The following is a 13,963-nucleotide window of genomic DNA, read 5'->3' as shown; positions in this document are numbered from 1 at the left end:
AGGCGCGGCTACATCGAAGGATGCAGTCACGACTCGTCACTGCCGACGACGGCTCTGGGCCCAGCGGACGGGAGGCTGGAGGGGACCGGGAGGAGAAGTGCCGTGATCGTCACACTGATCGTGCTCTGCGAGGTCGGCTTCTGGGTGCTGCTCGCCGCCGGACTGGCGCTGCGGTACGTCGCGGGGAAGCCCCGGCTGGGTGCGGCCGTACTGTTGTGCGAGCCCCTGCTGGAGGTCGTCCTGCTGGTGGTGACGGCCATCGACCTGAAGAACGGCGCGGAGCCGGACTGGAAGCACGGCCTGGCCGCCGTCTACATCGGCTTCACCGTGGGACTCGGCCACTCCACCATCAAGTGGGTCGACGCCAGGGTCGCCCACCGCTTCGCGGGCGGCCCGCCGCCGGTGAGGCCCCCGAAGTACGGGATGGCGCGGGCCGCCCACGAGTGGCGCACCGCGGCACGCTGGACGGTGGCCGCCGTGACTGCGACGGCCCTGCTCCAGCTGGCGATCTGGTACGTGGGCGGCGACGGCGCCATCGGGTCGCTGCGGATGTGGCAGCAGAAGATGCTCTGGGTGATCGGGATCAACGTGATCATCGCCGGGAGCTACACGCTGTTCCCCAAGGCGGAACCGGACAACCCTGCGAAGCGGGTGAAGGCGGACCGCTGAGCGCCCGGTTGCCGTCCGGCGAGCGGGTTCAGCGCTCGCCGCCCGGCACCCAGAGCACGTCCCCGACCTCCTTGTTCGCCGTCCTCGCCAGGATGAACAGGAGGTCGGAGAGCCGGTTCAGATAGGTCGCCGTCAGCGCGTTCATCGAGTCCCCGTGCACCTCGAGCGCCGACCAGGTGGACCGCTCCGCCCGCCGCACCACCGTGCATGCCTGGTGCAGCAGGGCCGCTCCGGGGGTGCCGCCCGGCAGGATGAAGCTGCGCAGCTTCTCCAGGTCCTCCAGGAAGGTGTCGCAGTCCCCTTCCAGCTTGTCGACGTAGGACTGCTCGACCCGCAGCGGCGGGTACTCGGGGTTCTCCACGACGGGCGTGCACAGATCGGCGCCCACGTCGAACAGGTCGTTCTGGACGCGGACGAGGACCTTCACGACGTCCTCGGAGAGCTGCCCGAGCGCGATCGCCGCGCCGATGGCGGCGTTGGCCTCGTTGGCGTCGGCGTACGCCGAGATCCGCAGATCGGTCTTGGCGGTCCGGCTCATGTCGCCGAGGGCGGTGGTGCCCTGGTCGCCGGTACGGGTGTAGATGCGCGTCAGATTGACCATGCGGCCAGCCTAGTTACGCTCCGGCCCCGCGGAGGACACGTGTGCCGGCCGTCACGGCCAGGAGGCGATGCAGAGCGGCACGCCGGGCCCACTCCCGCCAGCGGTTGCCCGCACGTCCATGGAAAGGCGGCGGGGACGGCCGGCAGGCGTACCCAACTACGCGCGGCGCGCCGCCGAATGACCTCCGGCGGTGTGATGTCCGTCATGTGAGACGTGACGCGCATCTCTTCGCGGCCCCAGGGCCCCTCACGGGTACTAATCTCCGCCGGAGAGCATGTGGAAGAACCGGTTGTTGAATGCATAGGGGTGCGAACGTGGCCAGGAAGCTCGCCGTCATCGGCGCCGGACTCATGGGGTCCGGTATCGCGCAGGTCTCCGCCCAGGCGGGCTGGGACGTCGTGCTGCGCGATGTCACCGACGAGGCCCTGGCCCGCGGTCGCGGCGGCATCGAGGCCAGCTACGACAGGTTCGTCTCCAAGGGCAAGCTGGACGCGGCCGACGCCGAAGCCGCACTCGCCCGGATCACCACGACCACCGATCTCGACGCGGTGGCGGACGCGGACGTCGTCGTCGAGGCCGTCTTCGAGAAGCTCGAGGTCAAGCACGAGATCTTCCGGACGCTCGACAAGGTCGTACGGGAGGACGCCGTCCTCGCCTCCAACACCTCCGCCATCCCGATCACCAAGATCGCGGCCGTGACGGAGCGGCCGGAGCGCGTCGTCGGTGTGCACTTCTTCTCGCCGGTGCCCATGATGCAGCTCTGCGAGCTGGTGCGCGGCTACAAGACGAGCGACGAAACCCTCGCCACCGCGCGCGAGTTCGCCGAGTCCGTCGGCAAGACGTGCATCGTCGTCAACCGTGACGTCGCGGGCTTCGTCACCACCCGGCTGATCTCGGCTCTCGTCGTCGAGGCCGCCAAGCTGTACGAGTCGGGCGTCGCCTCGGCCGAGGACATCGACATCGCCTGCAAGCTGGGCTTCGGCCACGCCATGGGCCCGCTCGCCACGGCCGACCTGACCGGCGTCGACATCCTCCTGCACGCCACGGGCAACATCTACACCGAGTCTCAGGACGAGAAGTTCGCCGCCCCGGAGCTGATGCGCCGGATGGTCGATGCAGGTGACATCGGCCGCAAGAGTGGGCAGGGCTTCTACACCTACTGATCGTTTCCGGGCCCCCGGCCGCCTGATCTGCCGTCGATCAGGCCCGGGAGCCCCGGAGCCCGGCACGTCGGCCGGGATCCGGATCGCGTAGCTCCGGCGGGCCACATTCACCCCTCAGGGTGAATTCGGTATCGGTTCGCTTACAGACGGCAACTTCTCCGTCGCCGGGGCAGTCAGTGGTGGCAGAGGCAGAAGAGAAAACCAGACAGACCGACCTTGCTACGGAGTACTTCCGGGGAGCGCATATGTACATCAGGGGCGACCATGCCGAGCTGGTCGTCGGGGGCCGCCTCGACGTCCGAAGCGCGGCGGACGCCCGTACGGTCCTGCACTCGGCCGTCGACGACGGAGCCGGCGACCTCGTGCTCGACCTGACCGAGCTGGACTCGTGGGACGCCACAGGACTCGGCGTCATCATGGGCGCGCACCGCAGAGCCGGCCGGGCAGGCCGGCGGCTGGTGCTGCGCGGGGTGCCGCCGCAGATGCAGCGTCTGCTGGTGGCGACCAGACTGCATCGCATTCTGGCCATCGAGGGCGGAATCGCCGCAGACTCCCTGCCGCGCGTCTGAGGCGACCGCGTCGCGGACCACGCACAATCCTCACGAGACTGTGATGTCTTGGGCGGCGCGGCCCCCCACCCGTTCGTAGATACTGTGCGAAGGTTTAGGGTTCGGCCGTCTGCCGACGACGGACCCGAAGAGCAGACACCGGACCGGAGCGACAGTGGGCGTGCGAGGCCGGGAGGGGCAACCGCGCGCTACGCGTCTGGGGGGCTTTGACGATGGACCCGACCAACCGGGGACCGGAAGAGTACGGCCGTGAACACGACCGTTCCGGGGAGGACGCTGCGCGGCGTCGGCAGTCCCGCGATCCTCTGACGCCCGACTTCGGGCACCAGACGCCACAGCAGTCACGCACGGTCCAGCTCATATCGGGCGACTTCCTGCTCACGGTCAATCCGGTCGACGGCAGCGAGATCGAGCCCTGCAGGCCTGGTGAGCAGCCCGCCACGCCCGTACGGCACACGGCCGCGGAGCGCGCCGATCGCGAGCGCGCCACCGCACCGCCCGTACCGCCGGGGCCTCCGGGACCGCAGCTGCCTCTGCTGGAGCGCCAGGAGGAGCGGGAGCGGCTGGTGCGGCTGCTGGCACGGGGCCGCTCGGTGCGGCTGACCGGCCCGGCCGGCTCCGGCCGCACGGCGCTGCTCAGTGCCGTGGCCGCCGACTGCGCGGACCTGGCGCCCGACGGTGTCGTACGCCTCTCCGGCTACAAGCGCACCACCACCGACCTGCTGTACAACCTCTTCGAAGCCGTCCACCAGGCTCCGCTGCACCGGCCCGACCGCGAAGGGCTTCTGGCGCTCGTCCACGGCATCGGCGCCGTCGTCGTCCTCGACGACCTGGAAGTCGGCGGTGTCGCGCTGCAGGAACTCCTCGACGCGACGCCCGAGTGTGCGTTCCTGCTCGGCACGACACCCGACGTCGCCGCGCCCACAGCCGAGTCGAACCTCGAAGAGGTCTTCCTCGCCGGACTCGGCCGCAGCTCCTCGATCGAGCTGCTCGAGCGCGTCGTGGAGCGCCCCCTCACCGACGACGAGGCGAACTGGGCGGGCGACCTCTGGTTCGAGTCGGAAGGGCTGCCGCTGCGCTTCGTCCAGGCGGGCGCGCTGCTGCGCCAGCGCGACGAACTGCGCACCGACCCGGAGACCTTCGGCGACGAATTCGACGACGAGCCCGGGGACGCACCGTTCGGCCGGGCCGAGGCCCAGGACACACCGCTGCCCAGCCTCGGGGAAGGCGCGGCGCCCGCCGCCCTGCTCGCCTCCCGGCTGAGCGAGGCCGCGCGGGACACCCTGCACTTCGCCGTCGCACTCGGCGGCGAGGTCCCGCACCAGGCGCACCTGCCGGCGTTGGTGGGGGACACCCACGCCGATGCCGCGATGGGCGAACTGGCCGCGTGCGGACTGCTCTCCCCGGCGGGCTCCCGCTACCGGCTCGCCGCCGGCATCCTGGCCCAGCTGGAGGCGCGCGGATACGGCGAGGACGCGGACGTGCGCGCCCGTACCGCCGCCCAGCACTACGCCTGGTGGGCGGGCCACCCCTCCGTCACTCCCGAGCGTGCGGTCGCCGAGGCCGACGCGGTCCTCGCGGCCATGGCCCGCCTCGTCCTGGGCGACCGGGCAGGGCAGGCCAGCGCGGCGGTCCTGCTGGCCCGCAGCGCCTCTCCGGCCTTCGCGGCGGGAATGTACTGGGGAGCCTGGGAGAAGGCCCTCAGAATCGGCCAGGAGGCCGCCAGGATCGCCGGAGAGGTGGCCGAAGAGGCCTACTTCCACCACGAGTTGGGCGTCCTGGCACTGTGCACCGGCAATCTGGACCGGGCCAGGGCCGAGCTGGAGGCCTCCATCGGCATGCGCGGCGCGCTCGCCGACAAGTCCGGCGCGGTCGCCGGACGCAGGGCGCTCGCCCTGGTCGCGGACCGCTCCGGCGGTCCGGGAGAGAACGAGCGCACGCCCGCGGGCGAGGAGATACCGGCCGCGCGCCACGACGAGTCGGCCTCGCCGCCCGGCGGCATATCAGCGGCCATGTCCCTGTTCCCCCGCCAGGCGGAGGAGCCGGCCACGCTGGTTTCCCGGCAGAGTTCCCCCGCGGCGGGCAAGGGCGGATTCAGCGGCCGTGTCGCGGTACTGCAGGGCGCCCGGCGCAATCTGGTCGCCGTGGGTGCCGGCGCGCTGCTGGCCGCCGTGCTCGGCACGGTGGTGACCCTGGGCGCGACGTCCGGAAGCGAGGACCCCGAGGGCCAGAACGTCACGACCGAGCAGTCGGCGAACGAGGACGACAGCGAGAGCGGCCTCTCCGCTGACGAGCCGACCGACGGTACGGCCTCCGGCGACGCCACGCCCGGCAAGGACACGACCCCGGGCGCATCGGGCCGGGCCGCCCCGTCCGGCAGCGACACCCCGTCGCCCGGCACATCGGGTTCGGACTCGGGCCCGACCACGGGCGCCACGTCGAGCGGCAGTCCCAGCGGCCGGCCCACGTCCGGCAACCCGTCGCCGACGAAGAAGCCGACGAAGACGCCCACCACTTCGCCCACCACGCCGTCGACGACCCCGACGGAGTCTCCCGACCCGACGGAAACGCCGACCACGCCGGCGCCCACGACCGACCCGGCAACCTCCAACTCGGCCAGCGGGCCGGCGACCGCCTCGGCGACGAGCCCGGGCACCGGCCGTGCGGAGACGCCCGACAGCACTGCCACGGTGGCCTGAAACCGGAACATCGCCGGACGGGGACACCCGGGCCCGTCCGGCGATGGCGTGCGAGGGCCCCGTACGCCCCGGCGGTGGCCGGGACCCGTACCGCCGGACGGTCCGGAATTCAAGCCCGCCCGGCGGCCGAGGCCCCCGCCACGGCTCAGAACAGTCGCAGCTTGTCGTCCTCGATGCCCCGCATCGCGTTGTAGTCGAGGACGAGACACCCGATCCCGCGGTCCGTCGCCAGCACGCGGGCCTGCGGCTTGATCTCCTGGGCCGCGAACACACCCTTGACGGGCGCCAGATGGGGGTCCCGGTTGAGCAGCTCCAGGTAGCGGGTCAGCTGCTCCACACCGTCGATGTCGCCCCGCCGCTTCAGCTCGACGGCCACGGTCCCACCGTCCGCGTCCCGGCAAAGAATGTCGACCGGACCGATGGCGGTCGGGTACTCGCGGCGGATCAGGGTGAAGCCCTCGCCGAGGATTTCCATCCGGTCGGCGAGAAGTTCCTGGAGGTGCGCCTCCACACCGTCCTTGATGAGCCCTGGATCGACACCCAGCTCATGGGACGAGTCGTGGAGGATTTCCTCCATCGTGATGATCAGTTTCTCGCCCGCTTTGTTCACCACGGTCCAGACGCCCCCGTTGTCGTCGGCGCCCTCCTTCAGGGTGCACGGCGGGGACATCCAGTTGAGGGGTTTGTAGGCCCGGTCGTCTGCGTGGATCGAGACGCTGCCGTCCGCCTTCACCAGGATCAGACGGGGGGCGGAGGGCAGGTGGGCGGTGAGCCGGCCCGCGTAGTCGACGGAGCAACGGGCGATGACGAGACGCATGGTCGGCAACGCTACTCGACTGCGGGCGGTCCACGCGATTCCCGTACGGGCGCCCGTCACACCCCTTGACGGGCGCGCATCTGGCTTGCCCCTCTTTGCAACCGTTCGTAATTGGCCGGTTGTGTTCCCAATCTCCTGGTGCGGCCCGGACTGCGCCCTTAACGTGGAAGCAGGAGGTCGCCGTCTGTGTACACAGCGTCGCCATCCTCCTTCCCTGCCCGTAAGGCCCCGGCCACCTGTCGGGGTCGCGAGAGGAGAACCCATGTCGCTCGACGTCTCACCGGCGCTGTTGGAACAGGCCGAGCGAGGCGAGGTCGACGAAGCCGACTTCGTCGACTGCGTCCGGACTTCCCTGCCCTACGCATGGGAGATGATCAGCTCTCTGGTGGCCCAGCTGAAGGTCGACGGCGGTCAGTTCGCCGACAACCAGACGCCCCCGCCGGACGAGCAGGCACGTGGTCAGCTGCTGCGCGCGCTCGCGAGTGATGCGATACGCGGCGCGCTGCAGCGGCACTTCGGGGTGCGTCTGGCATTCCAGAACTGCCACCGCGTCGCGGTGTTCCCGCTGGACGCCTCGGTCGACGAGCGCTTGGCCCGATTCACCTCGGTGAGGGGCCAGTTGCTCAATCAGTCGCCCGAACTACGGGACTGCTGAACGCTCCTGCTGCCGCTTCGGGCCGCGGGAGGTGCAACTGGCTCCGGGGCGGCAGCTCCCGCACCACCGCACCACCGGGACGACCTGCATGAACGGATCACTTCAGCAACGGCAGCACTTCGGTGCCCAGCCGTTGCACGTTCTCCTCGGTCGCCGCGAGATCGCCCGAGCCCTCCACCAGGAGTGCGAAGCGGGTGATGCCCGTGCGCTCCGCCGTGGCCGCGAGCCGGTCGGCCGCGAGCCGGGGCGGACCCACCGGATGCAGACCGCACAGGAACTCCGTGTACGCGACGGGGTCGCGCATCACCCGGTGCCTGCCGTCGACCGTCACATGGGCGTCGAGGCCCTGCCGCAGCCAGCCCGGCATCGCCTTCACGAGTGTCTCCACCGCGTCGGCGGGACGGTCCGCGATCTGGGCCACCCCTGCGGACACATGTCCGACCGTCTCCACCACGTCCGCCGGCTGACCGGCCTCCCGTGCTGCCGACCGCCACAGCGCGACCATGTCGGCCTTCTCCTCGTCACCGCAATGCATTCCGAGAAGCATGGGCAAACCCTTTCCGGCGGCGAGTTTCACGCTTTCTGGCGAGGTGCAGGCCACGATCACCTCGGGGCCCGCGGGGCCGTCCCCGAGGAGCTCGTCCGCCCGCGGCACGACCGCCACCTCCCGGAAGCCGTAGCGCTCCCCGCGGCCCGCCACCCGCGGCTTGCCCAGCCAGTCGAGCAGCAGCTCCAGCGACTCCGGGAAGCCCTTCTCGTACGCCTCCAGGCCGCCTCCGAACACCTCCAGGTCCACCCAGGGCCCGCCGCGCCCCACGCCCAGCGTGAAGCGGCCGCCGCTGGTCAGATGCAGCAGTGCCGCCTGTTCGCCGAGCGCGACGGGATGCTGGGACGGCAGCACGCTCACCGCCGTACCCACGCGGATCCTGCGGGTGCGGCCGAGCAGCAGCGCGGCCAGTGTCACGGCCGACGGGCAGACGCCGTACGGCACGAAATGATGTTCGGCCAGCCAGACCGAATCGAGCCCGGAATCCTCCGCGACCTCGGCGGACCGGACCGCCCGGTGCAGGGCTTCTCCCTGTCCCTGGCCCGGAAACTGGGCTGCCAGTACGAATGTTCCCACGCGCATCGCCTATTGCCTCCTTGCGGCCGACGCGGCTCCCCCTACCCGCAACAACGTCTGACACGTGCCAAAGGCACGGTCCGGAGAGAAGTTGTTGCGATTTTCCGGTAACTCATCCGTCTCGCGAGTGCGCTCACGCCACAACCGGACACGAAGGCTCTTCCGATGGCCCTACGCTGGACGGGATCTGCCGTACTGCCCGTACCGCCCCGTGAGGTGTCACGTGTCCCCGCGCCGCAACCGCCCCCGAGGCGGCGAGAGTCCCACCGGTAACGCCCGCGAGGCGGCGGAGCGGTACGGCGGGGGCGGAGACACCGAGAGCTGGCAGGGCGAGGAGTGGTCGGTGCGTCCGGTGAGCGGCGCGAGCGCGATGGGCAAGCGGTACCGCTGCCCCGGCTGCGACCAGGAGATCCCGTCCGGTGTGCCGCACCTCGTCGCCTGGCCGGAGTTCGGCGGGATCGACGACCGCAGGCACTGGCACAAGGCCTGCTGGAACGCGAAGGACCGCCGCACCACGAGGGTGCAGCGGTCCAGGAACGCGCCACGCTACTGACCGCGCGGAGCGTGCGTCACACGTCGCGCCGGTCCAGGGACGCGAAGGCGCCGGCCATGGCCACAGCGGTCACGCCGAGGATGATCCACAGCGGGTCCCAGCCGGTCGGTCCCGACGAGGTCATCGACTCACCGTAGAAAGCGCTGAGCTGGCTGGGGATCGAGTACTCGAAGAGCGCCTTCTGGAGGTCGGCCAGCGTCTCGGAGAACATGAACATCGCCAGTACGAGCGGCAGCAGCACCACCGCGATCATGATGGTGATCGCGCCCGCGGAGTGCCGGATGAGCGCGCCGAGCGCGAGCGAGAGCAGCCCGAGCGTCGCGATGTAGAGGCCGACACCCACCGTGGCGCGCAGCCAGTCGCTGCCGCTGGGCGTCCCGCCGTCCAGCATGGCCGTCTGCAGCACACCGACGATTCCGGTCGTGACCGTGGTGATGGTGAAGGAGAGCAGGAAGAAGACGATCGACTTCGCGATCAGCACCCGCGCCCGGCTGGGGCAGGCGGTCAGCGTCGTACGGATCATTCCCGTGCCGTACTCGGAGGCGATGGTCAGCACGCCGAGGGTGATCACGCAGATCGAGCCGAGCAGCACCCCGAAGAAGCCGAGGCTGAGCACCGGGGTGTCGCCGAGATCGGCGTCGGAGGCGCTGACGGCGAACGCGGACAGCAGCCCGATGCCGAGCAGCAGCACGATCATCACGCCCAGCGTCCACATCGTGGAGCGGACGGAGCGGATCTTCGTCCACTCGGAGGCGATCGCGTCCCCCAGGCCGGGACTCCGCACGGGAATCGGCGAGGCGTACTGGCCGACCGGGCCGCCACCCTGCCAGTTCTGCTGGGCCTGGGCCTGGGCGTGGGCCGGGGGCTGGTGCGGCTGCTGGTAGGGCGTCTGGGGTGCCTGCGGGGACGGCGGGGTTGCCGGCGTAGTCATCGGGAGTCCTCGCTGGTCTCGCTCTTGGTCAGGTCTGCGGGGGCGGCCGGAGCCGGAGCGGGCGCGGCCGGTGCGGGCGCCGGAGTGGCGGCGTACGGGTTCTGTCCCGGCGGCGGCGGTGCGTACCAGCCCTGCTGCGGCACCTCCACCGGAGGCTGCTGCGGACGGCCGGGCTGCTGCCCGTAGGCCCCGTACCCCGGCTGCGGACCGTAGCCCGGCTGGTGCCCGTACCCGGGCGGCGGCTGCTGGAGCCCCGCCTTCGCGTCGGCCGTCGAGCGGTAGTCCACGGCGCCCTGCGTCATCCGCATGTACGCCTCCTCCAGGGACGCCTGGTGCGGCGAGAGCTCCCACAGCCGGACGTCCGAGGCATGCGCCAGATCGCTGATGCGGGGCAACGGGAGTCCGGTGATCCGCAGGGCGCCGTCGGGCTCCGACATGACCTGGCCGCCCGCCTCCGTCAGCGAGGCGGTCAGCTTCTCCCGCTGCTCCGGCCCGTCCGCGGGGACCCGGACCCGGGCGAAGTCCGCGGAGTTGGCCGAGATGAAGTCGGTGACGCTCATGTCCGACAGGAGCTGGCCCCGTCCGATCACGATCAGATGGTCCGCGGTGACCGCCATCTCACTCATCAGGTGGCTGGACACGAAGACCGTGCGCCCCTCGGAGGCCAGCTGCTTCATGAGATTGCGGACCCAGAGGATGCCCTCGGGGTCGAGGCCGTTGACCGGCTCGTCGAAGAGGAGCACCTGCGGGTCGCCGAGCAGCGCCGCGGCGATGCCGAGCCGCTGCCCCATGCCGAGGGAGAAGCCCTTGGACCGCTTCTTCGCGACGTCCTGCAGACCGACGACGCCGAGGACCTCGTCCACCCGGGCGCTCGGGATACCGGCCAGCTGGGCGAGCGAAAGGAGGTGGTTGCGGGCGCTGCGCCCCCCGTGCACGGCCTTGGCGTCCAGCAGGGCGCCCACCTGGCGCGGTGCGTTCGGCAGGCTGCGGAAGGCATGGCCTCCGATCGTCACGTGTCCCGCGGTCGGCCGGTCCAGGCCGAGCATCATGCGCATGGTCGTGGACTTGCCCGACCCGTTCGGACCGAGGAACCCCGTGACGGCCCCCGGCCGCACCTGGAAGGAAAGGTTGTACACGGCTGTCTTGGCGCCGTAGCGCTTCGTCAGGCCGACTGCCTCGATCATTCTCCAGCCCCATCGACTTATCTGTCGGTCGGGGCCCAGGCCGACCGGCCGCACGCCCCCGTAAGAGTTAGGAGGATAACCAGCCCGTGACGGTTCCGGCCAAGTCGTTGTGCGGAACACCGGATCTTCCCGTACGGCCTGTACGGGCTTCGTGCTCCCGGGCTAGGCGTCCCGCTTCTTGAGTACGAGATAGCCGCCGGCCACCGCCGCCACCACCCACAGAGCCATGATGCCCAGCCCGCCCCAGGGCCCGTACGGTGCCGGATCGCTGTTCATGGCGTCCGGAACCACCTGCATGATCTTGGATCCGGCCTGGTCGGGGAAGTACCGGGCCACGCTCTTGGCGCCGGGGACCGCCGACAGGATCTGCGAGACGAGGAAGAAGAAGGGCATCAGGATGCCGAGCGAGAGCATCGAGCTGCGCAGCATCGCGGCCACGCCCATGGAGAAGATCGCGATCAGGCCCATGTAGAGCCCGCCGCCGAACACCGCGCGCAGCACGTTGTCCGCGCCGATCTCCGTACGGTGGTCGCCCAGCAGGGCCTGGCTCAGGAAGAAGGTCACGAAGCTGGTGGCGAGGCCGACCAGCAAGGCCAGGAGGCCGGCCACCGCGATCTTGCTGAACAGGAACGGGCCCCGCTGCGGTACGGCCGCGAGCGAGGTGCGGATCATGCCGGAGCTGTACTCGGTGCCGACCACCAGGACGCCGAAGACGACCATCGCGAGCTGGCCGAGGATCATCCCGGAGAAACCGACGAACGTCGGGTCGAACGTGGCGCGCTCCGCATCGGACAGGTCGTCGAACTGGGCGTTCAGCAGGGCACTGAGCGCCGCTCCCATCGCGACGGTGACGGCGAACGCGGAGATCAGGGTCCAGGTGGTCGAGGAGACCGTACGGATCTTGGTCCATTCGGAGTTGAGGACCGCGGGCACCGATGCCATCGCCGTCACACCCCCTTCGCTTCGTCGCCGGAAGCAGCGCCGCCGGGCTGCTGGTTCCACTGGTCGCCCCAGTGCGGGCCCACGGGCGGGGGCTGCTCCTCGTCCCGGTCGGAATGTGCGTGGTACTCCACGGAACCCGCCGTCATCTGCATGAAGGCCTCCTCGAGCGAGGCCCGCTGGGAGCTGAGCTCGTGCAGGACGAACCCGTGCCCGGCGGCGAACTCGCCGAGCCGTTCCGTGGTGGCGCCGTCGATCTCCAGCGTGCCGTTGCCCGCCTCGACCGCCACGATGCCCTCGGCGTGCAGCGCGTCGCGCAGCCTCTCCTGCTCCGGGGAACGCATCCGCACATAACTGCGGGAGTTCTCGTGGATGAAGTCGGCCATGGACGTGTCCGCGAGCAGTCTGCCCTGGCCGATCACGATCAAGTGATCCGCGGTGAGAGCCATTTCGCTCATCAGATGGGAGGAAACGAAGATCGTCCGGCCTTCCGAGGCGAGGGCTTTCATCAGATTCCGGATCCAGTGAATTCCCTCGGGGTCCAGACCGTTGACCGGTTCGTCGAACATCAGGATCTCGGGATCGCCGAGCAGCGCCGCCGCGATTCCCAGCCGCTGGCCCATACCGAGGGAGAAACCCTTGGACTTCTTCTTCGCCACCGCGCTGAGGCCGACCGTGTCGAGCACGTGGGAGACCCGGCTCGCGGGGATGCGATTGCTCTGTGCGAGACAGAGGAGATTGTTGTACGCGCTGCGCCCGCCGTGCATCGACTTGGCGTCCAGCAGGGCCCCGATGTGCTTCAGCGGCTCCTGCAGTTCGCGGTAGTGCTTGCCGTCGATGAGCACCGAACCGCTGGTCGGATTGTCGAGGTCGAGCATCATGCGCATGGTGGTGGACTTACCGGCCCCGTTCGGGCCGAGGAATCCCGTCACCATCCCCGGTCTGACCTGGCATGACAAATGGTCGACGGCAACCTTGTTGCCGAAGCGTTTGGTGAGACCGTCGAGCTCGATCATGCGTTCACGCTAGAACGGCCGCGCGCCCGGCGCCACCACACAGGCGGAACCGGGCGCGCAAGGGGTACAGCTGATGTACGGACGGGTCAGCGGGTCTGCTGGGCCGGGACTCCGCGGGAGGCGGGCTCCTCGTCGGCGGGGGAGCCGGCGGCGGCCACGGCGGCACCGGTCAGCGTCGCAAGCATCTCGCGGACGTTGGTCAGCTGCGCGTTGATCGAGTCGCGGCGGTTGGTGAGCGCCGCCAGCTCGCGCTCGGACTCGCTGCGGATCCGGTCGGCCTTGGCGTTCGCGTCGGCCACGATGTCCTCGGCCTGGCGCTGCGCGGTCTCCACCGTCTGGCGGGCCCGGCGCTCGGCGTCCGTGCGGAGCTTCTCGGCCTCGAGGCGGAGCTGCTCGGCGCGGTGCTCGATCTCGGCAAGACGCTTCTCGGCCTTCGCCTGACGGGAGGCGAGGTCGCGCTCCGACTGCTCGCGGCGCTTGGCGAGGTTCGTCTCGAAGTCCGCGGCGGCCTGGGCGGCCTTGGCGCGGGTCTCCTCGAAGAGGGCGTCCGCCTCCTCGCGCTTCTGCTGGGCGTCCTTCTGGGCGTCGGTGCGCAGCGTGCTCGCTTCGCCCTTGGCCTTCTCGACGATGCGAACGCCCTCGTCCTCGGCCTTCGACTTGCGCTCGGCCGCGAACGACTCCGCGTCGTTGCGCACCTGCTGGGCGGCCGACTCGGCCAGCTCGCGGTGCTGCTCGGCCGCGCGACGGGCCTCCTCACGCAGGTCCTTCGCCTCCTCCTCGGCGAGGCGGAGGATCTTCTCGACGCGGGCGCCGAGACCGGCGTACGACGGCTCGGCCTCGTTGACCTGGGCCTGGGCGTTCTGCGTCTCGAGATGAAGCTCCTCGATGCGCTTTTCCAGAGAGGTGATACGGGCGAGAGCACTGTCACGGTCGGCGACGAGTTTGGTAATGCGGTCGTCCACCTGACCGCGGTCGTATCCACGTCGCACGAGCTCGAAGCCGAAGGGGGAGGAAGGGTCACTCATGGGGTTCCTGTCGAATGAG

At 70.3% G+C, this 13,963-nt stretch carries 14 protein-coding genes; 6 read left to right on the top strand and 8 right to left on the bottom strand.

Going from position 1 to position 13,963, the window contains the following annotated elements:
• Positions 1–102 precede the first annotated feature (102 nt).
• Positions 103–669 (top strand): hypothetical protein, encoded by a 567-nt coding sequence (locus OG844_RS20465; RefSeq protein ID WP_406392123.1) that lies wholly within the window; start codon positions 103–105, stop codon positions 667–669.
• A gap of 28 nt (positions 670–697) precedes the next feature.
• Here OG844_RS20465 and OG844_RS20460 read toward each other — a convergent pair whose 3' ends face one another.
• Positions 698–1,270: a cob(I)yrinic acid a,c-diamide adenosyltransferase gene (locus OG844_RS20460; protein WP_406392121.1), complete on the bottom strand. Its 573-nt coding sequence runs from the start codon at positions 1,268–1,270 to the stop codon at positions 698–700.
• 314 nt (positions 1,271–1,584) lie between these two features.
• Between OG844_RS20460 and OG844_RS20455 the strand changes: the two genes are divergently transcribed.
• From OG844_RS20455 to OG844_RS20445, 3 genes are all read left to right on the top strand, one after another.
• Positions 1,585–2,433, top strand: a complete 849-nt coding sequence (locus tag OG844_RS20455) for a 3-hydroxyacyl-CoA dehydrogenase family protein (RefSeq protein ID WP_329215049.1) — start codon at positions 1,585–1,587, stop codon at positions 2,431–2,433.
• A 245-nt stretch (positions 2,434–2,678) separates the two neighbouring features.
• Positions 2,679–3,002, top strand: coding sequence for an STAS domain-containing protein (locus OG844_RS20450; RefSeq protein WP_329207290.1), 324 nt, complete (start codon positions 2,679–2,681; stop codon positions 3,000–3,002).
• A gap of 212 nt (positions 3,003–3,214) precedes the next feature.
• A complete protein-coding gene (locus OG844_RS20445) occupies positions 3,215–5,701 on the top strand; it encodes an ATP-binding protein (protein ID WP_406392118.1) in 2,487 nt (828 codons plus the stop codon).
• Between the two features lie 145 nt (positions 5,702–5,846).
• Here the strand turns inward: OG844_RS20445 and nucS are convergent, their stop codons facing one another.
• Positions 5,847–6,518, bottom strand: coding sequence for an endonuclease NucS (gene nucS, locus OG844_RS20440; protein ID WP_406392116.1), 672 nt, complete (start codon positions 6,516–6,518; stop codon positions 5,847–5,849).
• 262 nt (positions 6,519–6,780) lie between these two features.
• Here nucS and OG844_RS20435 point away from each other — a divergent pair, with 262 nt between their 5' ends.
• Positions 6,781–7,173, top strand: a complete 393-nt coding sequence (locus OG844_RS20435; protein WP_014154035.1) for an SCO5389 family protein — start codon at positions 6,781–6,783, stop codon at positions 7,171–7,173.
• A 97-nt stretch (positions 7,174–7,270) separates the two neighbouring features.
• Here the strand turns inward: OG844_RS20435 and OG844_RS20430 are convergent, their stop codons facing one another.
• Positions 7,271–8,302 carry an LLM class flavin-dependent oxidoreductase gene (locus tag OG844_RS20430; protein WP_406392115.1) on the bottom strand — a complete coding sequence of 344 codons (1,032 nt, stop codon included), beginning with the start codon at positions 8,300–8,302 and terminating at the stop codon, positions 7,271–7,273.
• 217 nt (positions 8,303–8,519) lie between these two features.
• Here OG844_RS20430 and OG844_RS20425 point away from each other — a divergent pair, with 217 nt between their 5' ends.
• Positions 8,520–8,849: an ATP/GTP-binding protein gene (locus OG844_RS20425; protein WP_329207283.1), complete on the top strand. Its 330-nt coding sequence runs from the start codon at positions 8,520–8,522 to the stop codon at positions 8,847–8,849.
• A 16-nt stretch (positions 8,850–8,865) separates the two neighbouring features.
• Here OG844_RS20425 and OG844_RS20420 read toward each other — a convergent pair whose 3' ends face one another.
• The 5 genes from OG844_RS20420 to OG844_RS20400 all read right to left on the bottom strand — a co-directional run bounded on the left by OG844_RS20420 (position 8,866) and on the right by OG844_RS20400 (position 13,944).
• On the bottom strand, positions 8,866–9,780 hold the full coding sequence (locus tag OG844_RS20420) for an ABC transporter permease subunit (protein ID WP_406392113.1): 915 nt from the start codon (positions 9,778–9,780) through the stop codon (positions 8,866–8,868).
• Positions 9,777–10,964, bottom strand: a complete 1,188-nt coding sequence (locus OG844_RS20415) for an ABC transporter ATP-binding protein (protein ID WP_406392111.1) — start codon at positions 10,962–10,964, stop codon at positions 9,777–9,779. Before OG844_RS20415 ends, OG844_RS20420 begins: the two co-directional genes overlap by 4 nt.
• Positions 10,965–11,126: 162 nt before the next feature.
• Positions 11,127–11,906: an ABC transporter permease subunit gene (locus OG844_RS20410; protein WP_406392109.1), complete on the bottom strand. Its 780-nt coding sequence runs from the start codon at positions 11,904–11,906 to the stop codon at positions 11,127–11,129.
• Between the two features lie 5 nt (positions 11,907–11,911).
• A complete protein-coding gene (locus OG844_RS20405) occupies positions 11,912–12,919 on the bottom strand; it encodes an ATP-binding cassette domain-containing protein (protein ID WP_406392108.1) in 1,008 nt (335 codons plus the stop codon).
• Positions 12,920–13,005: 86 nt separating this feature from the next.
• Positions 13,006–13,944: a cellulose-binding protein gene (locus OG844_RS20400; RefSeq protein ID WP_329207274.1), complete on the bottom strand. Its 939-nt coding sequence runs from the start codon at positions 13,942–13,944 to the stop codon at positions 13,006–13,008.
• Between the last annotated feature and the right edge of the window lie 19 nt (positions 13,945–13,963).

The sequence above is a fragment of the Streptomyces sp. NBC_00887 genome, assembly GCF_045207585.1.
The sequence above is the reverse complement of the archived record's forward strand: the minus strand, read 5'-3'. Positions and strand labels throughout refer to the sequence as shown.

Coding starts and splice junctions, on each gene's coding strand:
- nucS (WP_406392116.1), bottom strand. CDS start 6,518: ATGCGTCTCGTCATCGCCCGTTGCTCCGTCGACTACGCGGGCCGGCTC.
- OG844_RS20400 (WP_329207274.1), bottom strand. CDS start 13,944: ATGAGTGACCCTTCCTCCCCCTTCGGCTTCGAGCTCGTGCGACGTGGA.
- OG844_RS20410 (WP_406392109.1), bottom strand. CDS start 11,906: ATGGCATCGGTGCCCGCGGTCCTCAACTCCGAATGGACCAAGATCCGT.
- OG844_RS20405 (WP_406392108.1), bottom strand. CDS start 12,919: ATGATCGAGCTCGACGGTCTCACCAAACGCTTCGGCAACAAGGTTGCC.
- OG844_RS20445 (WP_406392118.1), top strand. CDS start 3,215: ATGGACCCGACCAACCGGGGACCGGAAGAGTACGGCCGTGAACACGAC.
- OG844_RS20435 (WP_014154035.1), top strand. CDS start 6,781: ATGTCGCTCGACGTCTCACCGGCGCTGTTGGAACAGGCCGAGCGAGGC.
- OG844_RS20415 (WP_406392111.1), bottom strand. CDS start 10,964: ATGATCGAGGCAGTCGGCCTGACGAAGCGCTACGGCGCCAAGACAGCC.
- OG844_RS20450 (WP_329207290.1), top strand. CDS start 2,679: ATGTACATCAGGGGCGACCATGCCGAGCTGGTCGTCGGGGGCCGCCTC.
- OG844_RS20430 (WP_406392115.1), bottom strand. CDS start 8,302: ATGCGCGTGGGAACATTCGTACTGGCAGCCCAGTTTCCGGGCCAGGGA.
- OG844_RS20460 (WP_406392121.1), bottom strand. CDS start 1,270: ATGGTCAATCTGACGCGCATCTACACCCGTACCGGCGACCAGGGCACC.
- OG844_RS20420 (WP_406392113.1), bottom strand. CDS start 9,780: ATGACTACGCCGGCAACCCCGCCGTCCCCGCAGGCACCCCAGACGCCC.